The organism is Cyclobacterium plantarum, assembly GCF_011290685.1.
GTDB classification, from domain to species: domain Bacteria; phylum Bacteroidota; class Bacteroidia; order Cytophagales; family Cyclobacteriaceae; genus Cyclobacterium; species Cyclobacterium plantarum.
Genome location: NZ_JAANYN010000001.1, coordinates 604,744 through 630,604 on the forward strand (window position 1 = coordinate 604,744; position 25,861 = coordinate 630,604).

Below are 25,861 nucleotides of genomic sequence, written 5' to 3' on the forward strand. Positions count from 1 at the left end.
TTAACCTTAAAAACCATTCAATTCTTATGAAAAAAAGACACCTAAAATTTCCCCTGACACGGTCATTGACTGTTATGCTATTTGTGCTATTAGCCATGGGAGCCTGTAAAAGCAAGAAAAAGGTTGTTGAGGCTGAGCCTGAACCTGCACCTGTAGAAGAACCAGCACCAGCACCAGAGCCGGAACCAGAGCAGCCTTCTGCTGAGGAAGTGGCTGTTGGAAAATTGGAAAATTATTTTGACGCTGTGGCCAATGCTTCAAATATTCAGAGTGCCAACAATACAATAAGAGAAGCCCTTGGTATGTTTTCCAATCAGAATACGCCGGTGTTGATTGTCATTCATGAAGAATCAGGCGTCAAGGATTATGACGAGCCCACAACAATAGAACGCTACCTCAATTATTTGAAAGATACCCGGAAGAATCTGAATTTCATCAGTGATATCAGAATGGATGGGTCAGGGAAGGTTACCGAATTAGAATTAAGAAGAAGATAATAAACAAACAAAAAGAATTAAGCGATTATGAAAAAATATATTCCATCCCTTTTGGTTTTTTTCCTGGCTACCGCTATCTCGGTTTTTGCTCAGGATGAAAACATCAGTCCTCAAAGAAAGCAGGCCATAGATTCCCTGGCCCTGGAAAAAGTTAAGGATTTGAGTAAATATATCAGCATCATAGGTAGTAAGGAAACCCAGTTTTCTGAGGCTACCAGAGTAATGGACCGTGCTGAAGAACTTTTTGCTCCAGATGCTGAAATGGGCGTCTCATCCATCAATACCAACGAAATAGCTTATTACAAAATCAGAAGATATTTTGAAAGGCTGATGGCTTTGAATTATGACCGGGTAAACATCAGCTGGTATGATATCCACTATATCAGCGATTTGGAAAGGCAACCAGATGGCAGGTATGTTGGAGTGATCACCATCTACCAGAGGTTTGAAGGTACTTCTCAAGAGGCCGGATTGAACTACAGAGATACAACAAAGAAAGACATTACCATTTACGTCGAAAAGAAACAGACACAGATTTCCGGAAGAACTATTGAATTCTGGGACGTACTTCTTGGAGACGTGAGAGTGACGGAAACATCAGCATGAGAATAGTATTCATTATTTTAATTACCATATTTATATCTATATTTTCCGCACCGGGGCAATCTTTTGATAGCTCCGGGCGGGTTATAGATGACGGCAGATTTGCTGCTGCAACCAAACAAGTTAACCAGTTTTTCAGAAGATTCAATGCCGAAGAGAGTAAAGAAGGAGACATAAGATATAATCCGGGTGATGAAAATTACCGGGATAAGGCATTGAGAAAATCTTTCATTAATATTCTTTTTGACAATGAAACATCGGATGTTTCCAATGACCTTAAAAGGGAATTTATCAATCATGTTGTTTCAGATGTTTACCCCCAATATTTGAATTTCCATGGGGGAGAGTGGTTTGCCGAAGTCACTACGGTGTTTAACTACAATGGGAAAAGGCAGGATGTAACCTTGTTCCTGAAGCTGCAACCGCAGGGTCTTGGCTATGAATGGGTCGTTGAAAATGTGAGTTTCCCTCCATTTTCGGATGCATTTGACAAACCTGAAGGTGACGATAAAAAATTCCTTCACCCACTTAGCCATGAGCTGGGTTTTATGAACCTCAAAAAAGCCATGTTGGATAATCCAAAGCCGGAATCCTACACCCCGGACGGATATAAACCTGATTATCTTACTATTTTTCTTTATGAGATTAAGAAAAACAGGATGAAATTCGAAACCGTTAAAGATACTAAATTCCATTTTTTTCAAATCGATAAGTGGTATTTTGAACTTACTCAATTCAATCGACCGGGATTCAATACCGGATGGCTCATTGCCAATTTATTGAAGCTTGAGGAAGGGGATAAAGAAATCATATTGAATTACATCTATGACCGCAATTAAAATAAATATTTCCCTACTGCTGATTTTTTTAAGTAGTACATCCTTGCTCCTGGCCCAGGATCTGGGAGAGTATAGCAAACAAGAAATTAAAAACTTTAGCCAGCAAGCCGAAGATCAGGTCAGATTTTTGCAATATTTCCTCAATACTGTCGGAAGTAGTGAGACCTCTGCCAGAGACAAAGATGTGATCATCAGGGAGAGTTACAAAAAGATTTTCAGAGATGAGAATGTACAGATTGAAGATGACCTATTGACCGATAGGAAGGTTATCACCAATAAGAACGTCGTTGCTTACCTTAAGGATATAGAGTTTTTTTTTAAAGATGTGGCTTTTGAATTCAAGATAAAGGAAGTAAAACCAAAGTTGAATGACAATGACGAATTGTTTTTTGAAATAGCGCTTGACCGGACTTTGACGGGTTTGGGATTGGAAAATGAAAAGATTGAAAACACCAAGTCCCGCTATATTGAGATCAATTTGGACAGGGATTCAAATGAACTTAAAATAGCCAGCATCTATACCACAAAGTTGAGTAGGGATGAAGAATTGCTGGAATGGTGGTCTACCCTTTCCCTGGAATGGGAAACCCTGCTAAAGAAGCAATTCCAAATCGAGGAGGATTCAGTGGGTTTGGCCATGTTGTATAAAATTGCTGCATTGGATACCCTAGATCTATCTGGAAATCGCCTGCTAATTGATCTCTCGCCAATCCAGGTATTCAGAGACCTGAAGTATTTGGATATTAGCCATACCCAGATCGAAGATTTGGCACCCGTAAGCAATGTTACTTTCCTATCTTACCTCGATATCTCTCATACAGCTGCAACAGATATTCAGTTTATCAAATATTCCGATAAACTCAGGTATTTGGACATCTCCGGCACTGAGGTGAACAATATAGAGGAGCTTTCCAGCTTGAAAGCTTTAGAAATTTTTAAGGCTTCTAAAACGGCATTAATGGGTTTTGGTGTATTGGCAAATTTTATCGAATTAGAGGAGTTGGATCTGGAAGAGAGCGGTTTTAATAATATTGAAAATATCAGGCATCTCATTAACCTGAAATTACTTAATCTCAAAGGTAATTACCTGATCAACTTCGGGTTTTTAGCTGAACTCAAAAGTCTCGAGGAAATAAACCTTGAGGCCACCAACATCCTGGACCTTTCCCCTTTGGCAGCCCTGACAAATCTATGGCGGATCAACATCAACGGTACAGAGGTAAGTCAACTGGATCCCTTAAGTGGTTCAAAATCCGTAACCAGGATTTATGCAGACCGTACCAGTATTTCAGAAAATGCTGCAGAATCATTTTCCAGAGTCAACCGCAGAATTTTACTCATTCACAATGTGGAGAACCTGCAGACATGGTGGGAAACTCTACCAGATGGGTGGAACCAGGTCTTTATCCAAAAATTCCCCCGATTGGGCCAGGGACAGCCCACCATTGAAGAACTTTCTGAATTGGTCAATATCGATTCATTGACACTGGATGACAGCAAGGTCGTGAACCTTAGGCCAGCCTTAAAGTTCAAAAATGCCGTATTCATTTCTTTTAAGAACACCATGGTGGAGGACCTTTCGCCACTCGCTGAATTAAAGAATTTGACAGATATACATGGGGATAAATCCGGAGTAAATAACCTAAGGGCTTTGCAGGAATTGAAGGGACTCAAAAAGATCTCTTTTATGCATACCAAAATCAGTTCTGTTGAGCCATTGAAATCATTGCAATCTTTAGGCCTGGTTTATCTGGACAGTACCGAGGTGCCTGATTGGGAAGTATATGAACTGGCCAGGATTCTTCCAGAAACCAATATTATTTTCAGGACAGCGGCATTGAATTCCTGGTGGGATGGGTTGGAAAATGAATGGAATAATTTGCTTCGGTCCTATTTCGACTTGTCTGATGAACCCGACAAGGAGACCCTGCACAGGATTACTGCCAGTGACAAAATTGCCATTGATGGTGCAAATATTTACGATCTTGAACCTTTACTGATCTTTTTTAACCTGAAGGACCTAAGTATAAAAAGCGTACCTCTGCAGGATCCTTCTGCCCTTTCAAGATTGGAAAGGCTGGAGTCTTTGAAAATTGTAGAAACTCCATTTACGGACCTCACAGTTCTGGAGCCACTTACTTATTTGGAAGTGTTGGATGTTTCCAATACTTCTGTGGAGGACCTAAATCCTTTGAATAGTCTGGGTAGGATAAGACAGTTGAATTTGTCAGGTACAAATATCAGCAATCTCAAAGGATTGGAAATGCTCTATGATTTGCGTTTTCTGGATATTGCAAGCACAAACGTAAGAAACCTGAAACCAATCAGCCACATGATTAACCTTGAAAATCTGGTTTGCTACAATACCCGTATTAGCAGTAGAAATATCGAAAAATTCAAAGAAGATTTACCCGATTGTGAAGTAAGGTATTATTGAAGAACTGACATTTAAGAATAAAAAAAAGCCCAACCGGGCTTTTTTTTATTCTGTTTTGATAAATGAACTCAGCATCCAGTGATGTAATTCCAGACTTTTGATAAAAGCAATCAACATATCCTCTGTAGCCGTATCACCTAATTCGGCTACCTTTACAGCACATTCGTTCATATTGTCTACCAGGATCTGAAAATCTCTCAGGACTTCCTCAACCATCTCTTTAGAGCTTAAATCCGTACCTACCTCTTCAATGTCTGCGTGCTGTAAGTATTCTTTCATCAAACTATAGGGAGTCATTCCGAATACCCTGATTCTTTCCGCAATCAAATCAATATTGGCAAAAGACTCATCGTACAATTCTTCGAATTTCTCGTGCAAATCGAAAAAATCACTTCCTGTCACATTCCAATGAAAATTCCTCAATTTCTGGTAATGTACATGGTAGTTGGCCAATAACTTGTTTAAGGAGCCAACAATTTTTTCTGATTCATCTTTATTGTATCCAAGTTTCTTAAAAACTCTTTTTTCTGCTGTAGCGCTCATAATAGTCTATTATTTTAATAGGTTCTAAAAAGAAATTCTATAAAAATAGAAACACAAATTATGCCAAACTATGGATTTTTTCCATGCTACTCCCGTCAGGATACATGATTTTTATTTGGTTTTTCAGGGATATTACCCGCTGCACAGAAGAATAATCGGAAAAAGGGCAATAAAAATTACCGATGTAATACCTGATTCAGGCTCATTCTCAGTATTTCACCCATATTGCGACATTTCAAGAAATCCGGATTGTTATAATGTCTTGCCAGCTCCTGTTTGAGCAGGTTGGTATTGGCTTCGGTAGAGATGGTATCCTTTTCCATGCTGTTTAAAATATCTGCTATTTCTTTTGGGGAACTTTTCAGGCGGGTGGCAATTAAAGCCCTTTCTTCTTTCTGGTACTGTGCCATGGATTCAGGGGTGATGTGCCGGATTCCCAATTGTATCAATGCATTATTTTGTTTAAAGTATTGGGGTAAGTAAATGGATTTTTTTCCTTCATAGGATTGCTGGTCAAAATCAATCGACCTTATCCTGTAATGCGTTTCCTCAAAATCCGGTGTAACATCTATGACAAAATTGGAGGAATGCATGTCGCCAAGAAGCCGCACAAAACACCTTTCATTGAATTTGACAAATTCCTTTGACAATCGGATGGGGTTCAACAAAGGATCATGGATCTGTTGTTTCATGAATTGCTCACCGGGAATGCCGGCAATATGTTCCTCAATCAGGGAATCTCTGTAGACCAGGTAACCGATCCTATTGGGAGAGAGCAGGTGTTCAAGCTCCAAACCATATACCCGTGAGGCATCTGCGTTTTTGATGTAAAAATAGTCAAAATTATCATTGATGCGGTTTACAATTCTAACCCTGAAAGGCTGCGTATTGCCATAGGTACAAAGGTCTATTCTATCCACGTAAAGGTGTTGCATGACGCTCATGTCTCCATCCGCTTTCAAAAGGGCATAGATTTTTTTGACCTTTAAGTGGATTTCATTTCTGTCTGATTCATCGTAAAACACCGTCTCCCACAAGGTGTCGTTTCCCTTAAAGTCATACAAAGCTATGGAATTACCATACCTCAATAACTCCTTGTAATGGATGGGGATATCCACTTCACGGCCGTATTTGATCAGGTATTTCCTCAGGGGTTCACTGATGGGGTATACAATCTTCTTTTTACTGATGACTGCCATGCCTTGAAGTTAATTTCGGTCTTCTATGAGGGCTTCCTGCTTTCTAAGCTTTCTGTCAAATAAAAAAGGACCAAATGGCAGCACCGATGCGATCAGCGCAAACAATGCATTCCGGAAAGTCCAACGCAATTTTCGGGAAGTAGGAAATAATACCAGGATGTATAGGATAAACAGTATACCATGGATCCAGCCCACATAAGTGACCATGGCTGGTAATTCAAATATCCATTTCAATGGCATGGCGATAAATACCAGAATCAACATAGAAACACCTTCGGTGAGGCTGATGATCCTGAAACGCTTCAATATGGCCAATCTTTCTTCATTTGTCATGTTATTGTTTTTTAATGTTGAAAAAAACCTGCAGGGTGTTCCACAGTTTTCTTTTTAGTCCCTCATTCTTTTCCAATTCCTCCAACTCATCGGCAAAGAAATATTCAAACGGTTCCTGAGAAATATGGTAGTTGTCTTTTTTCATTCCCATCAGGGGATGATGCAAGGTCCCAAAAAGAATCATTTTATTGGGATCAAGCTGTGACAAAGGGTCTTCGTTGCAATCCTTCAATGATTTTTCCGATACCAGGGCAATATCTCTGAGCGAAAGGTTTACCGCTCTGAATACCTTAAATAAAAACGCTCTCGAACTTTCCCCGAGCACATCCCCCTGGTAAATTACCAGAATAGATTTTTTGAACTCACCTTCATACTGAAGAGGCTCGGGGTCTTGTTCCTTACTTCCTATTTGTTCATTTTCCGGTTCTTCCAGGACAGCTGAAGTCTCGGATTCCAAATCCATACGGGCTGCCATCCGGTCAGCTGCCATTTTTTCATTGATTTCATCCTTTATAACAAAAATGTCTTCAGAAAGGAAAAGCGATAATTCTTTACTATTCATTTCAATTGGATTAGTAAGCTATAAATTACAAAAAATTATTGCTTCTTGCTGACCCCATCCAGGTCAAAAAGGGATTTTAATTCCGTTGCATCCTGGGGGTCCATGCGATTGGCCAGAATCAGCCGCAATTGCCGGCGCCTTAATGCTCCGGCATACAATTCCTCCTGGGTTTCACCCTCAGGGACCAACTCCGGGACTTGTATCGGCTTTCCCTGTTTGTCTACGGCTACGAAAGTAAAAAAAGCTTTATGAGAAGCATATTTTTTGTTGGCTGGAATATCTTCCGCAAATACTTCAATATACACTTCCATAGATGTGGCAAAAGCCCTGGTAACCTGAGATTTCAAGGTGACTACATTTCCCAGGGCAATGGGGTTTTTAAATGATATGTTATCTACCGATGCTGTTACGACTATTGAATTGGAATGCCGCTGGGCAGCTATGGCAGCTACCACATCCATCCAATGCATCAATTTCCCGCCCATTAAATTATTCAGGGTATTGGTATCATTGGGCAGGACCATTTCGGTCATGATCACCTTTGATTCCTCCACAAGTTTCTTTTTCATTTCCATAAAACCACTGTTTTATTGCCATCCCTCTTCTCCCAGAAGGGGTACGAATGCAAAGTTGTCGAAATTCTCTTTAAGGATTTTTTTATCCGTTTGCTTGGTTAAGCGCAACATTTGCTGGGTATTCCTGTCCCCAACAGGGATGACCATCACCCCACCGATGGCCAATTGCTTTAATAAAGTTTTAGGCACCGTAGGTGCTCCGGCCGTCACAATAATTTTATCAAAAGGAGCCTGTTCCGGCAAACCCTTGCTTCCATCCCCACAATAATGCTTCACTTTTACACCGATCTTCGGTAAAAATTTTCGGGTTCTGTCGTACAATACTTCATTAAATTCAATGGTGTGCACTTTTGCTCCCATACAGTACAAAATGCCTGCCTGATATCCTGAGCCAGTTCCTATTTCCAGAATTTTGTCTCCTGGTTTTACATTCAACAGCATGGTTTGGAAGGCTACGGTGTAAGGCTGGGAAATGGTTTGTCCTTCACCAATTGGAAAGGCCTTGTCTTCATAGGCATGGCTGAGCAGCGCAGAGTCAAAGAAAAAATGACGGGGGAAGTTGTTGATCGCTTCTAATACCGCTTCATCCTTAATCCCTTTTTTGCGTAGTGTTTGCGTCAGGTTTCTTCTTTGCCCTTTGTGTAAATAGCTGTCTTCCAGTCTCAACATGGTTTTTGATCTTATCTTATACCGATTGAATGGCTAAGTTAATGCTAAAAATGGCTTACTTTGTTATGGAAACAAGAATATCTGTCTTGGGGTTTCTCTTTTGTTTCTCATAAAAGAATAAGCATATGTTTACAGGAATTGTAGAGTCCATAGGTAAAATCAAACAGAAAAAAACTGATGGGACCAACGTGCATTTTGATATTGAAAGTCCTCTCGCAGGAGAATTGAAAATAGACCAATCAGTAAGTCACAATGGAGTTTGCCTTACCGTGGTGGCTGTGGATAAGAATATTTATCGGGTTACTGCAATTGAGGAGACCCTGCAAAAAACGAATTTAGGAAATTTGGAAAAGGGGCATGTTGTTAACCTGGAACGGTGCATGCCTGCCAATGGGAGATTTGACGGGCATATCGTTCAGGGGCATGTTGACCAAACGGGCACTTTAGCAGCAGTAAGCAATAAGGAAGGAAGTTGGTTATTTGATTTTACCTACGATAGTCAAGCTGGGAATATTACGGTAGAAAAGGGATCCATATGTGTCAATGGAACCAGCCTTACCTGTTTCAATTCCAAAGAAGGTAGTTTTAGTGTCGCCATCATCCCTTATACCTATGAGCACACCAATTTTCACCTGCTAAGACCTGGAGATACGGTAAACCTGGAATTTGACATCATTGGCAAGTACATCCAGAGAGTTCTCAAAGGGTACCAATAGCCCCTGCACCAAAATGTCGTTTCCAGGCTTTTTGTGCCTTGCCGGTCAACCAATAAACCGACCAGGCTATAATCATCCCAATCAAGGCACCTGTGACAATGTCCAATGGGTAGTGAACGCCCAGGTAAACCCTTGTGTAGGAAATTATAGCTGCCCATAAAAATAGCCAGCGGAATGCCCTGATATGATCTTTCCCAACTTTCCAAAGGTAGGCAGCCAAACCGAAAGTATTCGCGGCATGGGAGGATGCAAAACCATACCTCCCTCCACAACCGGAATAGTTGCTAATAACATTGTCCCACCTTGGATCATGACAGGGCCGGAGTCTTTCAAAAAAGGGCTTCATGATGCTGGAAGTCAGCTGGTCTGCCAGTATGATCACCAGCAGGAGCCCAATGATGTACCAAACACTGTCTTTTTTGTAGGTTTTGATAATCAGAAACAACAAAAACAAATAAAGAGGGATCCAGATGAACCTCCCGGTAAGCGTTAACATGACGGGATCCAGCCAGGGTGCATGCAGCTGGTTTAGAAAAAGAAACAAAGCTTCATCCCAATTTTTTATAGATTCAATCATCCCGCTGCATTAATCCAGTCCATGTCTTTCTTTAATAGATTCAAGGTAATGGCTTCTGCTGAACCCGGCTCAGGGATTTGGTTGTACTCCCATCTTGCCAGTGGAGGCATGCTCATGAGGATGCTTTCGGTGCGGCCATTGGTGTCCAAACCGAATTTGGTACCTGCATCCCAGACCAGGTTAAATTCCACATACCTGCCCCTTCTCAAGGCCTGCCATTGAAGCTCTTTTTCTCCATAGGGCTTACCAGAATGCTGGTTCATTAAATAACGGTAAATTTTCGGAAACAGGTAACCCACTTCTTCCACAAATGAAAGCAATTTTGGGAAAGGCATGTCGGCACCTGCTGTCAACCTGTCAAAAAAAATACCTCCGATTCCTCTGGTTTCTTCCCGGTGGGGAAGATAAAAGTAGTCATCTGCCCATTTCTTGAATTTTGGGTAAAAATCAGGATGATATCCGTCACAAAGGGTTTTTAACTGCCGGTGAAAATACTGCGCATCTGCCCTATTTATATAATGGGGGCTAAGATCTATTCCGCCTCCAAACCAATAAGTACCATTGCTCATTTCAAAATAGCGAATATTCATGTGAATGATGGGTACCAGAGGGCTGATGGGGTGAATGACAATGGATACTCCGGTAGCGAAAAAATCCGATTTGTCGAGTTTGAGTTTTTTCAGGATTTTATCCGGAGTTGGACCATGGACGGCGCTGAAAGCAACACCACCTTTGGCAATGATTTTGCCGTTTTTCATCACACGGGTTGTGCCACCACCACCCTGGGAACGTTGCCATTTATCCGCTATAAATTCCCCCTGCCCATCTTCCATTTCCAGCTCATGGCAAATATGGTTTTGTATGTTTTTGAATTTTTCCGAAATAGCTTCCTTACTGATTTTTTCCATTACTTATCGCTGACAATAAAATTTAGAAGGGATAGCCTATCCCAATATTGAATACTTGCTGGCCTTTTTCCCCAAAAGGCTGTTTGAAGGAAATTTTGTCCAAAATAAATCGCTCCTTTTCTGGTCTGGCCGGGTCATAAGCCTTAATTCCCATGTCCAGGCGTAGTACAAGGAAGTCAAAATCCATGCGGAGCCCTAAACCCGTTCCAACGGCCAACTCTTTATAAAATCTGTTAAATTTAAAATCGGTTCCTTCCCGGGAGGGATCTACTGCAAATGTCCATGTATTTCCCGCATCAATAAAGAATGCGCCGTCAAAATACCCAAATAATTTCCTTCTGAATTCAAACATGGCTTCAAAAAGAATTTCTCCGGGCTGTTCAAACCTGTAGTCAAAAGAACCATCCTCCCGGATTTCCGGGGTAAAACTCCCTGGTCCCAATCTTCGGGGTTGCCAGGCACGGATAGAGGTGCTTCCCCCGGCAAAAAAATACTTTTCGTAGGGTAATACCCCTCCACTGATACCATAAGGCTTGGCCAGACCCAGGTTGAGTCTGTAGGCAAAGGTACTGTTATTGGTCAGGGGTATATATCTTCTGAAGTCCGATTGGAATTTTAAAAACTGGAAATAATTCAGGTTTCTGTCAGCCAGTCTTTCGGGGTCTAGGAAATTAAAGGTAGTTCCACCACTTTCCACAAACAAGCGCCAAAGGGAAGCCTGGTTTTTTCTGTAAAGCCCGTACTGATTGAAATTGATGATGACCTGACCTGAAATACTGCTGACATACGAAGGAAGGAAAGAGTTGATCAGGTTGTTGCCCTGCGCCTGAAGTTCTTCCAGTCTGGATTGAAACAGGGAATCCAGGTTAGAACGGATAAGATTGGCATCCAGTAAGTTGACTGAAAATTGATGTCTCAGGTTTCTGGTGGCCCAGGTATAGGCCAATATGGTATTCAGGGCATCTCTCACATATTCCGGACGGTTGACATAGCTGTACCCCAGTAAGGTCCTTGTTCTGGGATTGTAACGGCCAAATTTTTCAAGCGTTCCAAAATTAAAAGGGACCAAAAATTGCGGAAAAATCATGGAAGCAGAAGAGGAAAGTTCCCGGCTTCTGTACACGCCTCCTTCGGTTGTGGCGGATGCCACCCCTTCAAGGCCTGCCCTGAAATTAAATTCGAAAATTTCCAACCCACGGAAAAGGTTTCTGTTTCGCAGGGAATGGCTGAAAAAGGGTCCGGGGAGCTGTTCAGTGACGCTGGCCCCAAGCTGATTGGTGATTTGGAATTTTTGGTTGGGCCGGGTAAAAATTTTCGTGCGGATGCGATTATCCAAAGTATCAAAGGAGATGTTTACAAACCTAAAAACATCCAGATTGGCCAACTGCCGCTGTGTTTCTATGACCGCATTTTTACTGTAGACATCACCTTTTTTCTGAAATATGCGGGAGCGGATAATTTTTTCGGCATATCGGTCCTGGTACATGATGAACCGCACATTGTCAAATTCAGAGCGAATTTTCTCGTCAGGAATGATGTCGTTTGGACTGGCAATGGTAAAGACAATGGAATCAATGGTGTAAATGCGGTGGTTTCGACCCTGGCTTGTTTTTCGGATCAATTGTTCTATGACTACCTGTTTCTCCAGAGTATCTTTAAAAACATTGTACTCGATAAATGATTTGGAAAAGGTATAATACCCATTGTCTTTTAACAGGTCTTCAATCCTTTGCCTTTCATTGGTTAGGTCAGCCTGCGTATACATATCACCCTCCTTTACCAGACTGAACTGTTTGTGTTTTTCGAGTAAATTATAAATTTGAGAATCATCAGATTTGGTAAAAATGCTATCGATCCTGTAACCTGCCCTCTCTTCAATTAGGTAACTGACTTCCGCCTTTTTACCCGAGGTGTCAATTTCTGTATGTACTTTTGCTTCGAAAAAACCATTATTTTGCAGGTAGACAGTCATTTGTTGCCTGGAGGAAGCCAGCTTTGTACTGTCCAGAATGACTTTGGCATTGCCAGTCCGCATAAACCAGTTTCCGTATTCCAATTTTCGCTCCAGATTATTGATACTGCCTTCCAGTTTTCTGTACCGTTTTTCAATTTTTCCTGAGGAATTGCCTTCATTTATCAAGGTTGAAAGTTCACGGGCCTCCTGGCGCTTCTGCTCTAACCGGGAGGCGAGTTTGGTGCTATCATAAAAAGCGGTACCCATATCGTAAACCAATACCCCTGGTGATAGATTAAAAACAGGAATCCTCGTATTGGGCTTTTGTTGGATAAGGTTCTTGAGTGCTTCCGCATCACTCTTTTCAATTCCTTCGGTATTGATGTTATACAGCAGAAGTTCGTCATGTTTTAGCCCTCTGGTCAACGAACAGCCCCACAACGACAGGATCAAAAAAAGAAAGTTTATATATTTGATATTCTTCACTTCAACACTCATGGCTAATGCTAAGCAAAAATACGGTTAAGTTTATTAAATCCTTGCAACAGAAAAAATTCCGTAAACAAGAAAACGCTTTTTTTGTGGAGGGAGCCAAGAATGTAACGGAATTGCTGCTTTCAGATTTCACCATTACTCATTTACTTTTTACCGAAAAGTACCTTTCTGATCAGCAGGACTTGATAGACAGGTCTAAAGGTGAAAAAATTAAAAGCAGTCCGAAAGAATTGAAAAGTCTGGGGATTTTTTCAAGTAATGAGCAAGCCCTTGCAGTAGCCAGCATCAAGCCCAACACAAGCCTGGAAATCCGGCCCGGAGAATTGGTCCTCGCTTTGGATGATATCAGGGATCCGGGAAACCTGGGTACCATAATACGGATTGCAGACTGGTACGGGATCAAGAAAATCTTGCTTTCTCCCGAGACGGCGGATGTCTACAATCCCAAAGTACTACATGCCAGCATGGGTTCATTCAGCAGGCTGGCCTTTGAATATGTGGATCTGAATTCAAAACTCCGGGATTCCTCAGTGCCCATTTATGGTGCTTTTCTGGAAGGAATCTCCATTCATGATTTTGAGGGAGTTCCGGAAGGTATATTGTTAATGGGAAATGAATCCCACGGCATTCGGGAGGACTTGAAAAACCTGGTCACCCAAAAGCTGACCATTCCCGGATTTGGAGCTGCCGAGTCACTGAATGTGGCGGTTGCTACAGCAGTTCTTTGTGACAATTTAAGGCGTTTAAGCAAATGACAGATCAGTGGATTATCTGTCCAAGGGCCATGGTAAGGGCCTCAGCTTATTTTCAACATGCTGTAAATCAAGACAGACCCCCAATTAAAAAATTTGGACTTCGCTCCAGGTGAAACTGCGGGCTGTGGATGAAGGATTAGAAAGGTTGATTCTTGTTTGATTTTTTTATTTAACAAAATTTAAGGGCAATCACTTGGAGATAATTTAATAATTTAGTTATTTAACTCGTAAATCCTTGTGCAGAAAAAAACCAATGGTCCTAACCTTTACCTGAAATGAAAAAAATCACTTTAATTTTTGCAATCCCAATTTTAATGGGACAATTGATTTCTTGCAGCGAACCTGAAGCAGAAAGCCAGGAAGTTCCTATGGAAACCTTCCGGGATGAGGTTAAGGCCACTACTGTAAGGGTGGGGCATTCGGAAAGTAAATCCTTTGACTACCTGATCAATGCCACAGGCAAAATTGAAGCGGCCAATGAGGTGATGGTTATCGTGGAAAGGCCCGGTTATCTGCTGGATGTGGTAGTAGAGGAAGGGCAAAGGGTGGAGAAAGGGCAGTTGATTGCCCGTCTGGACAAGACGGATAGTCAGATGGACTGGGAAAAGGCGCAGGTGGATTTGAGGTCGGCTACAGCAGAATACCAAAGTAGGAGGATAGCAGCAGATGTAGAAACTTCCCTGTTGGATTCTCTGGTGAATGCCGAAAGGGATGAATTCTGGAAGGCATCAAGTGGTCTTTTATCTGCCGAGATCGCGGTAAGAGAAGCCGAACGAAATCTTGAGAAAACAGAAATAAAAGCTCCGATCAGTGGGGCCATTGCAGATTTGCAACTGAAAAAGGGAAGTTTGGTCAATACGGGCGATGAGGTTTGTCTGGTTCTCAGTACCGATGTCCTCGAAATGAAAGTAAAAATCCTGGAATCAGATATCGGTTTTGTGAACAAAGGTCATAAAGCTGAAGTATACCCGGTTTCAGGAACGGGAGAAGGCATCATGGGGACTGTTACAAGTATCAACCCAAAAGTGGATGAAAATGGATTGGTGCAGGTCACACTTACCCTTAACAAATCAGGAAGCCTGCTGCCGGGCATGAATGCAAGATCCGTGATCCGCGCACCGCAGAATAACAGTCTGGTGGTTCCTAAGGAGGCGGTGGTATACCGTTCTGGCAGACCGGTGGTTTTCACCATAGATAATAATGAAGCCATCTGGAATTATGTAGAGGTAGGAAAGGACAATGGCCGGGAAATGGAAATCCTCGATGGATTGGTAGCCAGCCAGCAAGTAATTATCAGCAACAATGTGCAGCTGGCTCACCAGGCTCCGGTACAGGTTTTAACAGAATAAGATATGGTTCGATTTTTACTTGCCAGACCCATCGCGGTTGGTATGACCTTTTTGGCACTGCTTATTTTCAGCATCATCTTGTTTCGTACCCTGCCTGTTTCTCTTTTGCCACCAATTGATGTGCCTCAGATCGTCATCAAGGTTAATTATCCCAATACTTCACCGGAATCCATAGAACAGAATGTGCTGCGTCCCATCAGGGAAGGCATGGTAACACTGAGTGGATTGCAGGACATGGAAAGCAAAGCAGGTTCTGAAGTAGGTAATGTCCGGTTGACTTTTGACTACCAGACGCAAATGGAACTGGCCTATATCGCAGTTAATGAGAAAATAGACCGCCTTACCAATAGTCTACCGGAGGACATGCCCCGACCCCAGGTAGTCCGGATCAATACCAATGACATTCCAATCGTCCGCTTGCAGGTGGTCCCTTCCGATGGTGTGGATTTTGCTGAAGTCTCCTTACTCACCGAGAATGTAATCAAAAAAAGACTTGAGCAGTTGGATGGAGTAGCCCTGGTGGATATCAATGGGCGACAAGAAAGAGTAATTGTTGTCACGCCTAACAAGCCGGTATTGGCAGGGCTGGGCATGCAGGAGGCAGACCTTATCAGGGCCATAGAGGCGGGTAACAGTGAGTTGCCCGGAATCAGTGTGGAGGACGGACAGTTTCGGTATTACCTGCGTTTGGCGACCCGGATAGAGACTCCCGAAGATGTCAAAAACCTCCCTGTTCGCAGCCCCTCCGGTTACACCGTAAATCTGGAAAAGGTGGCGGATGTAAATTATGATCTGGCAAAACCAACTGGTTTCCATCTTTACCAGGGAAAGGAAGGCCTGGTGGTGACGGTTCACAAGCAGGCGGCTGCAAAAATGAATGAGATCATGCCGCTGGTGTATGAGGCAGTAAGCTTATTTGAAAAAGACTATCCCCAGGTTGGATTTGACTTGACCCAGGATCAATCCACCCTACTTAATGCCGGAATCAATAACTTGCAGACCAGCCTGCTTTTTGGAGGCTTGTTTGCCTTTGGGATTTTGTTTGTATTTATGGGAAACTACAGGACCCCCATTATTATCGGGATAAGTCTTCCTGCCTCTCTGATCATTAGTTTTTCTGTTTTTTACTTTTTTGATATTTCCATCAATGTGATTTCACTGAGTGGACTGGCCCTGGGCTTGGGGATGTTGATTGACAATTCCATCATTGTACTTGATAATATCAGCAGAAAAAATAAAGATGGTAGCTCTCTGTTTGAATCCTGTGTTACCGGTGTCAACGAAGTCATGTCTGCCCTTATCAGTTCCGTTTTGACTACTTTGGCTGTGTTTGTTCCTTTGGTTTTCTTAAGTGGTATTGCAGGTGCCTTGTTTTATGACCAGGCAGTATCTGTGGCCGCTATTTTATCCGTATCGCTCCTGGTGGCCTTTATCTTGTTGCCACTTTTGTATCATTTGTTCTTTAAGAACAAACCCTTGCAGGCGGCAAGACAGGACAGTCGCTTATTTTTGTGGCTTTTAAGGAGATACAAAGTGGTTTACAAAGGATTATTTGCTCAGAGAGGCTGGTCCCTTCTCGTTTTATTGCTGCTAATTCCGCTATTATTGTCCACCGGATGGTTACTCAAAGTGGAAGGTTTGCCCCCGATAGAAAAGTTTGATGTCATGTTGGCTTTGGATTGGAATGAACCCATCAGTGCCAGTCAAAACAGGGATAGGATACAGCAGTTAATGACGCAAATGGAGGGACAATACCAATTGGCGGAAAGCGATGTGGGACTGAGGCAGTTTTTACTATTTGAGGGAGAAAATGCCATACAGCAGGCCGACCTTTACCTGTTGTTTAACAGCCGGGAACAGAAGGAACAGGTCAGTGCCAACCTGGTCCGGCAGCTTCAGGATAATTTTCCCCTGGCCAGTATTGATCTCCGCGATGCACCAAATGCCTTTGACCAATTATTTAATTCTGACAGGCCTTACTATGAAGTCAGGTGGAAAGATCTGGGGGCCAACAAGCCGGTTACAGCCAGTATCATGGATCCCTGGCTGGAGGATTTTCCCGTTGATTCCTGGTCTAAAGGACCCGGTTTGCAAAAAGGGTCTTCGGTGATTTTTCAAACCAATCTGGAAAAACTCACCCTATATGGTATTGAGGTGCAACAACTGATTGATAAGATCGAACAATTGTTTGGCAATTACCTGATTACGGATATCAAGCGATTTGGGGAGATTACACCCATATTGCTTCTCAATGATCAGGTTAATTTTCAGACCTTGTTAAAAAATAATTTTCTTTATGGAGAGGATGATGTTCCTTATTCCCTGGATCAGTTTATCCGGTTTTCCTATGATGAAAATTACAAGTTTGTGACAGCAGACAAAGCGGGAATCTATCAGTCCCTGACCCTGGATAGTCCAAATCCGAACCAATATGAAACACAGGTAAGAAACTGGGCCTTGGGAAAAAATCTTTCTATCGATTTTACGGGGCAGTTCTTTCAGGACAGGGAAACTATCCGGCAATTGATGGGGATTTTACTGGTAGCAATTCTATTGCTGTATTTTATTCTTGCAGCCCAGTTTGAAGATTTCCTGCAGCCACTGATTGTAATGCTTACCCTTCCCCTGGGAATTGGCGGAGCCTTTTTGGTGCTTTGGCTCACCGGTACTTCCCTGAATGTGATGTCTGCCATAGGACTGGTGGTCATGCTGGGGATCATGGTCAACGATGCCATATTGAAAATCGACACCATCAACAGGTTGCGAAGCAGGTATTCCGAAGACAGTGACGGACTTGATACAGCGCTGGAAAAAGCCCTTTACATGGCAGGAGAAATCCGGTTGAAACCCATAGTGATGACATCGGTAACTACCATTCTGGCCTTACTTCCTGTAGTTTTTAGTGCAGGGTTGGGTGCAGATTTGCAGCGGCCACTGGTGTTTTCCGTCATTGGAGGATTGACCATTGGTACCTTTACTGCCTTGTATTTTGTTCCCTTAGCTTATTGGTTTTTGGCTAGAGGCTGGGTAAAGAAAAAAGTTCTAGTCTGAGATAATTGAGACAGATTATAGCTCTTTCGAATATTTTGACTGAGGTTAACAAGGTAAATGTCGACAAGACACCCAATCAATAATTGGTCTTTAACCCTTTCTTAGTTCAATGACCGTAATTTCCGGCCAGATACCTACTCTTCCGGAGAAGGCGTGGAAGCCAAAACCCCTGTTGACATAAAGGAACTTGCCTGCCTCTTCGGCCAGGCCAGCCCAGTTAGGATACCGGTATTGGGCAGGAGACCAGCGGATAACAGGGGTTTCTATACCAAACTGCATGCCGTGGGTATGACCACTTAAAGTCAAATGGATGTTTTTGGAATGATTTTTAACCTGCTCGTCCCAATGGGATGGGTCATGGGAAAGTAAAATTTTGAATTCATCCTGGTCTACATTTTCAAGGGATTTTTCCAGATCCCCTTTGGCATGAAAGCCAACACCCCAGTTTTCTACACCCAACAGCCTGATTCTTTGCCCCTCCTTTTCGATAATTCTGCTCTCATCCAGCAGCAGGTCATAGCCCAGCTTTTTGTGTTTTTCTTTAAGCCTATCAAAGTTTTCTTGTTTGGCTTCAGGGCTTGGCCAGGAGGTATAATCGCCATAATCATGATTGCCCAAAATGGAAAATTGTCCAAAAGGAGCCTTTATCTGTGCAAAAGATGCGATCATAGGATCAATTTCATCTGCTTTGTGGTTGACCAGATCTCCTGTGAATACAAACAGATCTGAGTTTTGCGCTGCGGCCAGGTCAGCCCCTCTTTTTACAGCATCAAAATCGGTAAAACTACCGGCATGAATATCTGACAATTGGGTGATGGTGAATCCATCGAATGCCTCCGGCAGATCTTTAAAGAAGACTGTTTTCCGGATTGTTCTAAAATCATATTTTCCTTTGAATATACCATAGACAAATCCTGTGAAAGGAATGGCTGCTATGGAAAAAGCCAATTGACTCACAAACTTCCTCCGGGAGGGGAGGACTGCACTGCTGCCAGGTTCGGAGGATGTCATATAACCGAACAAAGAACTCAGTGAACGGTATATGTCTTCTCCAAAAAGAAAGAGAATAACGGTAAACTGCGTCACGGAAATGGTGAGAAAAAGGTTTAGGGATTTTTGGGACATGGTAGAGATTTTACCCTCCTGCATGATGGTGAAAAAAGTAAAACCTATCCATAGGCTGACGCCACTGGCAATTAGCCAATAGACCATTTTACCTGTGGCCAGAATACTGTGAGGCAATACTGTTTTTACAGCCTGGTATACGTACCAATTCAGGAAAAACAGTACAGCCATTAAAATAAAAATGAATATGGTGCCCCCCACTTTACGCATTGTTTTTATGTTACCCTGATTAATCGCAAACCAATAGAAAAGGTTTGATTTCCAGGTGAAAAAAATAGGGTATTTTAAAAAAGAACGGTGTTTGCTTAAAAGGCCTCAATGTTGACTGTGGCCGATAAGGTGGCTGCTTGCAGATTTTCGCCACCATAAGTGCCATGTACAGGCAAAGTTTTTTGGGGAAGAAAACTACAGGCCAGAGGAATGTAGTGTTCGTCAGTCATTAGTCCCAGACTCGGATCTAGTCCTATCCAGCCAGCACCTGGAAGGAAGGTTTCCACCCATGCATGTAGTTCGTGGCCTTCATCCAGTTCGGGATTAAAGGCATAACCACTAACAAATCTTGCCGCAAGGCCCAAATGTCTGAGGATTTCTATTAACATCCAGGACAGATCCCTGCAGGAACCTCTTCCCGCAGCAAAGGTTTTGGTGGCTGGCCAGAGATTTTCTTCTTCCCTGATGATGTGCCGCCAGTCAGCATGAATGGCCGCATTTAACTGTGTTAAAAATTGTATCGGATCCCTGGTAGTCAATTTATCCATGCCGTACTTTCTGAGCAGGGCATTGTCGCTGTGACCCAGGTAGGGCTGAAGTATAGGCAGGTCCTCCTGCAGGTATTGAAAAGGGCTGTTTGCAGACAAATCGAGTTTATTGATGAACCACTGATCCACCAAAAACAAAAAAGGATTGAATGGCACATGCACTGTCTCAAAGGATACCTTGATGGCAAGCATGTTGGTTTCTCCCGTAAACCAGGCCTGAAAATAGGGGTTACCTTCTATGTCGTACCTTTCATTCAGTCCTTCAGGTTCAGGTTGTACCTGTAAGCGGTAATTGCTTATTTCCAGATAGTTTCTGGGTAAGGGTTTAAGAAAGATGCTGTGGGGGTTTAGGCCTACAGAATTGTGGTAATCATAAATGGTTTCATGTTGGATTTTCAGACGCATGGTTTGTCGTTTAATTTTAAAAAGGAAACCTCGCATCAATTGGTCTCAAGTGCTGTGGCACCTATTCACTTTCTTCTAATTCTACATGAGAAAAGGCTTTTTTCAGGATGTCAGCCGGCAAGTTGTTAATGGTTTCTTTTAAGGAATCGTTCCAGAATTCAGACAAATGGTTTAATTCATGTTGCTCGAATCTGTTTTCAATAATATTATAGCTGTCATTCTCCATGACCACCGTATCCACGGGGTAATCTACATCATTGGAACTGATCCTGGTGGCATCGAAAGCAAGGAATGCACTTTTAAGTGCAAAATAAAGCGGGGCATCATATTTCAATGATCTTCTGAGCACGGGATTCCCAAAGCCCGTATTGCCAATTATGACAAAGGGGGTTCCCTGCCTGATTTCTATCCAATTGCCCTGCGGATACAGGAGGTAAAGTTTGGGTTCCTTGTCTTCTTCCAGTTGACCACCAATGATGGAGAAGAGATTAAAAGAAAAGCCCGATTTTTCCAGGGAATTCATGTCCTCTTCCGCCACCCGCTTCACCTGATCGGCAAATCCATTGACAGCTTTGTACAATTTATCATAAGAGGCATCTTCTTTTTCAATCAGTTCGCCAAAATAGGTGATGGCCTTGTCCCTTACTGAACGAAGTCCTGAAGTCATGATAAAGAAAGCGTGCTTTTTTCTGTTTACTGTATATAATTTTTTTGAGGTGGTCGTCTCATTTCCTGAGGTTATTCTGGTGTCCGATAAACCAACGATCCCGTTCTTCGTTTTTATTCCAATACAAAATGTCATCCTTGCTCCATGGTTTGGCTTACAAAGTTATCTTTTATTTGGAAATAATTGTCGTTTATCTGATTCGATATATGATTGATTTTAACCTGAAGATGCTCCAGGTATTCATGGAGACCAGTGGCAATGATGTCATTGACATCATCAAACTCCAGTTTGGACCGTAATTCACCAATTGATTTTTCCGCTCTATTGGAATAACCGTCACCATTTGACCCTGATATTTTAAAAAGACTCTGTTCAGCTTCTTTAAGGCAAAAGAACACAGATCTTGGAAAGTATTTGTTCAGTACGAGGAACTCCACCACCCCGGATGGGTCAATATTACCGTAAAGTCTCCTGTAGGTGTTGAATGCCGTAACCGATTTTAACAAGGCCATCCAATGAAGGAAGTCAAGTGGTGAGCCTACTTCCTTTGGAGAGGGGAGCAGGATGTGGTATTTAACATCAAGTATTCTGGAAGTTTTGTCCGCTCTTTCCAGGTATTGGCCCAGTTGTCTGAAATACCATCCCTCTGTTCTGGCAACCGTGCTGTCTGCAAGTCCATACAGCAACAGGATCTGGGATTTTACACTTTCAAAGAAACTTCTCGGGTCTTCCTTTTTCCAGGTTTTGGTTTCTGAGGCCTTTTTTACAAAATGATAGGATTCATTCAGCTTTTCCCAGGTTTCCTTACTGAGGTTTTCCCGAACCATCCGCGCATTTTCCCTGGCTTTCGAAATAGAACTGATCAGGGAATTGGGATTTTCCTCACTAAAAGCGAGGAAATAAATGACCTCCTGCATGTCGTAGGATTTGTTTGTGGCCTGGAAAAGGTCTTTGTCTCCTGTGGCCATGACGAGTGGTTCCCATTGTTCTTTCAGGTCACCGGGAAGATCCAGCATCAGGTTAAAATTGACATCAATAAACCGGGCATAATTTTCGGCCCTTTCCAGGTACCTGCCCAGCCAATAAATCGAATTCGCTACTCTACTTAACATATCGGTTGTTCTTGGTTAATACAATACCCAGGTATCTTTGCTGCCACCACCCTGAGAGCTGTTGACAACAAGGGAGCCCTTTTTGAGTGCTACCCTGGTAAGTGCTCCGGGAATCACTTCTATATCTTTGCCATAAAGTATGTAGGGCCTTAAATCTACATGTCTACCTTCGATAGCCTTGTTGTCAATAATGGAAGGTACGGTGGATAGGGAAAGTGTGGGTTGGGCAATATAGTTTGTTGGGTTGGCTTTGATCAGTTTCCTGAATTTTTCATGTTCTGTTTCATCGGATTTGGGACCAATGAGCATGCCATAGCCCCCTGCCGCATTGGTTTCTTTGACCACCAGATCAGCAATATTTTCCAGTACATACTTCCTGTCTTTTTCCTCTCTGCAAAGGTAGGTGGGGACATTTTTTAAAATGGGTTCCTGATTCAGGTAGTATTTGATAATCCTGGGCACATAGGCATAAACAGCTTTGTCATCTGCCACGCCTGTGCCCGGGGCATTGGCCAGGGCGATATTTCCAGCCTTGTAGGCATCAAAAAGGCCTGGTACCCCAAGCATAGAATCCGGATTAAAAGCCAATGGATCCAGGAAGGTGTCATCAATTCTTCGGTACAAAACATCAATTTGTTCCAGACCTTTGGTGGTTTGCATGTATACTTTTTTGTCCACCACAAGGAGATCCTGGCCTGAAACCAATTCGGCACCCATCTGTTGCGCCAGATAGGAATGTTCAAAATAAGCTGAGTTATATACCCCAGGTGTCAAAACCCCAATGACCGGTTTTGCCTTATCTGAAAGGAATTGTAACATGTCCAGCAATTTGGTACTGTAATCCGAGACTGGTCTTACGCCAAGCTTGTTAAACAGCTCCGGAAAAGCCCGCTTGATAATCTCTCTGCTTTCCAGCATGTAAGAGACGCCAGATGGGCACCTGAGGTTATCTTCCAGTACATAAAAATCACCATCCTTATCTCTTACCAGGTCTGTACCGGTGATGTGGCACCAGATTCCCTTAGGAGGAGTAAATCCTATACAGGGCTCAAGGAAATCTTTACTTCCCAGGATTAATTCCTTTGGAATTATATTGTCTTTAAAAATCTTTTGATCATTGTAAATATCATGAAGGAATAAATTCAAAGCCTCAATCCTTTGTTTAAGCCCATTCTCCAGAACCAGCCATTCATTGCCAGGAATAATCCTTGGTATGATGTCCAGGTGAAGGATCTTCTCTTGCCCGGCTTTGTCATGATAGACATTAAATGTCATGCCCATAGCCATCTGAGCTTTATCTGCGGAATATTGAAGATGGCTCAGTTTTTTTGCGGAACTGGTTTTAATGAGTTCCCCAAAACTTTTGTAATGGGCCCTAAGTGAATGATTTTCATGGTACATTTCATCATAAAAGGCCTGTTGGTCGTTGTGGATTACCTTCATCTTGGTTTTTTAAAATGAATTTGTCAGTAGTTGATTTTAAAATAATAGCTTAAAAATTTAATCAAATATTTTTAAAACTACAATTTTTTAGGCCAATTCATGGTGTTTTCAAGACAAATTTTAAATGGATATTCCCATTTTTACACATTTTCGGTGGAATTTCTAGGCTGATTTTCAGCTTTTGATAACCAAAGGATGAATGCATACTCCATGGCCAGTTCTTTCAATGCCCTGAACCGCCCGGAAGCACCCCCATGCCCAGCTTCCATATTGGTGTGTAGGAGCAAAAGGTTGTCATTGGTTCGTAAGGACCTGAGTTTGGCCACCCACTTTGAAGGCTCCCAATATTGTACCTGACTATCATGAAACCCTGATGTGACCAGCAAATGTGGGTAGGCCTGGGGCTTAACATTGTCATATGGGGAGTAGGAAAGTATATAATCATAGTAAATTTTATCCTTGGGATTCCCCCATTCATCAAATTCCCCTGTGGTGAGCGGGATACTTTCATCCAGCATGGTGGTCACAACATCCACAAAGGGTACGGCAGCTATTACCCCATGAAAAAGATCTGGACGCATATTTATTACCGCTCCAACCAATAATCCTCCAGCGCTGCCTCCCATAGCAAAAAGTTTTTTGGGATGTACATATTTTTGTTGGATCAAATGTTCCCCGCAGCTGATAAAATCTGTGAAAGAGTTGATTTTATGCAGCATTTTACCCTCTTCATACCAGTGCCTACCCAATTCCTGTCCACCCCGGACATGAGCCATGGCAAAGACTATACCCCTGTCCAGGAGACTAAGCCTGCTGGAACTGAAATAGGGATCTGTGCTGAAACCATATGCACCATATCCATACAATAGCAAAGGATTTTCACCTGTTTTGGTAAAACTATCTTTTTTATAAACCAAAGAAATTGGTATTTCCTGTCCATCGGCCGCCATGGCCCAAATTCTTTCGGACTGATAATCTTCCGGTTCGTGCCCCCCTACAACTTCCTGACGTTTCATCAGGGTCTTTTCCCGGCTGTCCATGTGATAATCGTAGATCGATGAAGGGGTTGTAAGGGAGTTATAGCCATATCGAAGCAGGTCGGTATAATATTCGGGATTATTCCCGATCCAAACCGAATAGGTAGGGTCCTGCATGCTGATGGTATGGTTTTTATGACCATCCCATGACCTTATTTCCAGCCGGCTCAAACCATTAAAGCGATTGCTGATCACCAGATGATGCCGGAATACTTCGAATTCTTCCAGTAATACATGCTCCCTTCCCGGAACCAGATCCTCCCAATTTGGTTTTCCTGGAGATTCCACGGGAGTTTTAACCAACTTAAAATTTTTAGCACCATCGGCATTGGTCAGTATGATAAAGAAATCTTCGTGGTGATCCACCTCGTATTCCAGGTCCCTTTCCCTTGGGTTGATGACCTTCCAGTCCCCTTCCGGCTGGTCCGCTGAAAGGAACCTGTTTTCAGTGGATACCGTGCTATTACTACTTATAAAAAGGTATTTACCGGATTTGGATTTTTTTACGCTTACCGTAAATGTTTCATCTTTCTCTTCGAAAACCAGTGAATCGGTAGCCTGGTTTTTACCAACGATATGTTTGAAAATCCGGTTTGGCCGAAGGGTTTTTGGATCCTGTTTGCTGTAAAACAATGTTTTGTTGTCATTGGCCCAGACCATGTTCCCGGTAACTTCACTGAGTTGGTCTTCCAATAATTTACCAGTTGTCAGGTTTTTAAAATAGATGGTATAAATCCGCCTACCCACCGCGTCTGCTGCATAGGAAAGCAGGTGAGTGTTTGGAGAAACAGAAAGTGCATTCACATTCATGTATGCCTTGCCTCTGGCCAGTTTATTGACATCCAATAGAATACTCTCCCCGGCTGAGAGTTGACCTTCTTTTCTGCAATGAATGGGATATTCTTTACCTTTCTCAAACCTTTGGTAATAAAAAAAACCTTTCTTGAAATAGGGTACGCTGGAATCCTCTTCCTTTATACGGTTTTTCATTTCTTTGAAAAGGTTGTTCTGCAAAGTTTTGGTAGGTTCCAGGCATCTTTCTTTAAATTCGTTTTCTTTATTGAGATAGTCTATCACTTCAGGGTCTTCCCTCTCTTTCATCCAAAAATAATTGTCTGTTCGGGTATGTTGATGAAATTCAAGGATTGTGGGTTTAATTTTTGCGATAGGAGGAGCTGTATTTTTTTGATTTGCCATCTTGTTAAATTGTATTTTTAAATTTTGTTTTCCGTGCTATTTGTAAAAGTTTTCA

General features: G+C 42.4%; 23 protein-coding genes. 8 read left to right on the forward strand and 15 right to left on the reverse strand.

The features are described 5' to 3' along the window. Positions 1–26 precede the first annotated feature (26 nt). From G9Q97_RS02515 to G9Q97_RS02530, 4 genes are read left to right on the forward strand one after another with little or no spacing between them, the layout of a single operon-like run. Positions 27–497 carry a nucleoid-structuring protein H-NS gene (locus tag G9Q97_RS02515; RefSeq protein ID WP_166142801.1) on the forward strand — a complete coding sequence of 157 codons (471 nt, stop codon included), beginning with the start codon at positions 27–29 and terminating at the stop codon, positions 495–497. A gap of 27 nt (positions 498–524) precedes the next feature. Further along, on the forward strand, positions 525–1,103 hold the full coding sequence (locus G9Q97_RS02520; RefSeq protein WP_166142803.1) for a hypothetical protein: 579 nt from the start codon (positions 525–527) through the stop codon (positions 1,101–1,103). Continuing rightward, a complete protein-coding gene (locus G9Q97_RS02525) occupies positions 1,100–1,939 on the forward strand; it encodes a hypothetical protein (RefSeq protein WP_166142805.1) in 840 nt (279 codons plus the stop codon). Before G9Q97_RS02520 ends, G9Q97_RS02525 begins: the two co-directional genes overlap by 4 nt. Then, positions 1,926–4,376 carry a leucine-rich repeat domain-containing protein gene (locus tag G9Q97_RS02530; RefSeq protein ID WP_166142807.1) on the forward strand — a complete coding sequence of 817 codons (2,451 nt, stop codon included), beginning with the start codon at positions 1,926–1,928 and terminating at the stop codon, positions 4,374–4,376. Before G9Q97_RS02525 ends, G9Q97_RS02530 begins: the two co-directional genes overlap by 14 nt. Positions 4,377–4,421: 45 nt before the next feature. Here the strand turns inward: G9Q97_RS02530 and G9Q97_RS02535 are convergent, their stop codons facing one another. The 6 genes from G9Q97_RS02535 to G9Q97_RS02560 form a co-directional block, all read right to left on the reverse strand. Further along, positions 4,422–4,919: a Dps family protein gene (locus G9Q97_RS02535; protein ID WP_166142809.1), complete on the reverse strand. Its 498-nt coding sequence runs from the start codon at positions 4,917–4,919 to the stop codon at positions 4,422–4,424. A 176-nt stretch (positions 4,920–5,095) separates the two neighbouring features. Then, entirely contained in the window at positions 5,096–6,118 is a 1,023-nt protein-coding gene (locus tag G9Q97_RS02540; protein WP_166142811.1) for a hypothetical protein, read from the reverse strand. 9 nt (positions 6,119–6,127) lie between these two features. Further along, positions 6,128–6,451 carry a DUF3817 domain-containing protein gene (locus G9Q97_RS02545; protein WP_166142813.1) on the reverse strand — a complete coding sequence of 108 codons (324 nt, stop codon included), beginning with the start codon at positions 6,449–6,451 and terminating at the stop codon, positions 6,128–6,130. 1 nt (position 6,452) lies between these two features. Then, positions 6,453–7,013: a hypothetical protein gene (locus G9Q97_RS02550; protein ID WP_166142815.1), complete on the reverse strand. Its 561-nt coding sequence runs from the start codon at positions 7,011–7,013 to the stop codon at positions 6,453–6,455. A gap of 35 nt (positions 7,014–7,048) precedes the next feature. Continuing rightward, positions 7,049–7,588 carry an acyl-CoA thioesterase gene (locus tag G9Q97_RS02555; protein WP_394352948.1) on the reverse strand — a complete coding sequence of 180 codons (540 nt, stop codon included), beginning with the start codon at positions 7,586–7,588 and terminating at the stop codon, positions 7,049–7,051. Between the two features lie 12 nt (positions 7,589–7,600). Continuing rightward, positions 7,601–8,257, reverse strand: coding sequence for a protein-L-isoaspartate(D-aspartate) O-methyltransferase (locus G9Q97_RS02560; RefSeq protein WP_166142817.1), 657 nt, complete (start codon positions 8,255–8,257; stop codon positions 7,601–7,603). A gap of 125 nt (positions 8,258–8,382) precedes the next feature. Here G9Q97_RS02560 and G9Q97_RS02565 point away from each other — a divergent pair, with 125 nt between their 5' ends. Then, a complete protein-coding gene (locus G9Q97_RS02565; RefSeq protein ID WP_166142819.1) occupies positions 8,383–8,973 on the forward strand; it encodes a riboflavin synthase in 591 nt (196 codons plus the stop codon). Here G9Q97_RS02565 and G9Q97_RS02570 read toward each other — a convergent pair. From G9Q97_RS02570 to tamL, 3 genes are read right to left on the reverse strand one after another with little or no spacing between them, the layout of a single operon-like run. Then, positions 8,957–9,550 (reverse strand): phosphatase PAP2 family protein, encoded by a 594-nt coding sequence (locus G9Q97_RS02570; RefSeq protein WP_166142821.1) that lies wholly within the window; start codon positions 9,548–9,550, stop codon positions 8,957–8,959. The two genes, G9Q97_RS02565 and G9Q97_RS02570, sit on opposite strands and share 17 nt — an antisense overlap. Beyond that, positions 9,547–10,458, reverse strand: a complete 912-nt coding sequence (hemF, locus tag G9Q97_RS02575; RefSeq protein ID WP_166142823.1) for an oxygen-dependent coproporphyrinogen oxidase — start codon at positions 10,456–10,458, stop codon at positions 9,547–9,549. Before hemF ends, G9Q97_RS02570 begins: the two co-directional genes overlap by 4 nt. A 22-nt stretch (positions 10,459–10,480) precedes the next feature. Next, on the reverse strand, positions 10,481–12,910 hold the full coding sequence (gene tamL, locus G9Q97_RS02580; protein WP_166142825.1) for a translocation and assembly module lipoprotein TamL: 2,430 nt from the start codon (positions 12,908–12,910) through the stop codon (positions 10,481–10,483). Between the two features lie 5 nt (positions 12,911–12,915). Between tamL and G9Q97_RS02585 the strand changes: the two genes are divergently transcribed. The 3 genes from G9Q97_RS02585 to G9Q97_RS02595 all read left to right on the forward strand — a co-directional run bounded on the left by G9Q97_RS02585 (position 12,916) and on the right by G9Q97_RS02595 (position 18,062). Then, positions 12,916–13,662 carry a TrmH family RNA methyltransferase gene (locus tag G9Q97_RS02585; RefSeq protein WP_166142827.1) on the forward strand — a complete coding sequence of 249 codons (747 nt, stop codon included), beginning with the start codon at positions 12,916–12,918 and terminating at the stop codon, positions 13,660–13,662. Between the two features lie 314 nt (positions 13,663–13,976). Beyond that, positions 13,977–15,011 carry an efflux RND transporter periplasmic adaptor subunit gene (locus G9Q97_RS02590; protein ID WP_246255338.1) on the forward strand — a complete coding sequence of 345 codons (1,035 nt, stop codon included), beginning with the start codon at positions 13,977–13,979 and terminating at the stop codon, positions 15,009–15,011. A 3-nt stretch (positions 15,012–15,014) separates the two neighbouring features. Beyond that, complete coding sequence (locus G9Q97_RS02595) at positions 15,015–18,062, forward strand: efflux RND transporter permease subunit (RefSeq protein WP_166142831.1); 3,048 nt, start codon at positions 15,015–15,017, stop codon at positions 18,060–18,062. Positions 18,063–18,152: 90 nt separating this feature from the next. Here the strand turns inward: G9Q97_RS02595 and G9Q97_RS02600 are convergent, their stop codons facing one another. From G9Q97_RS02600 to G9Q97_RS02625, 6 genes are all read right to left on the reverse strand, one after another. Next, positions 18,153–19,397 carry a metallophosphoesterase gene (locus G9Q97_RS02600; protein WP_166142833.1) on the reverse strand — a complete coding sequence of 415 codons (1,245 nt, stop codon included), beginning with the start codon at positions 19,395–19,397 and terminating at the stop codon, positions 18,153–18,155. Positions 19,398–19,492: 95 nt separating this feature from the next. After that, positions 19,493–20,350 carry a transglutaminase family protein gene (locus G9Q97_RS02605; protein WP_166142835.1) on the reverse strand — a complete coding sequence of 286 codons (858 nt, stop codon included), beginning with the start codon at positions 20,348–20,350 and terminating at the stop codon, positions 19,493–19,495. A gap of 61 nt (positions 20,351–20,411) precedes the next feature. Further along, entirely contained in the window at positions 20,412–21,152 is a 741-nt protein-coding gene (locus G9Q97_RS02610; RefSeq protein ID WP_166142837.1) for a peptidase, read from the reverse strand. Continuing rightward, a complete protein-coding gene (locus G9Q97_RS02615) occupies positions 21,149–22,129 on the reverse strand; it encodes an alpha-E domain-containing protein (RefSeq protein ID WP_166142839.1) in 981 nt (326 codons plus the stop codon). Before G9Q97_RS02615 ends, G9Q97_RS02610 begins: the two co-directional genes overlap by 4 nt. A gap of 15 nt (positions 22,130–22,144) precedes the next feature. Then, positions 22,145–23,572: a circularly permuted type 2 ATP-grasp protein gene (locus tag G9Q97_RS02620; protein WP_166142841.1), complete on the reverse strand. Its 1,428-nt coding sequence runs from the start codon at positions 23,570–23,572 to the stop codon at positions 22,145–22,147. A gap of 140 nt (positions 23,573–23,712) precedes the next feature. Then, positions 23,713–25,806, reverse strand: coding sequence for a S9 family peptidase (locus G9Q97_RS02625; RefSeq protein ID WP_166142843.1), 2,094 nt, complete (start codon positions 25,804–25,806; stop codon positions 23,713–23,715). Between the last annotated feature and the right edge of the window lie 55 nt (positions 25,807–25,861).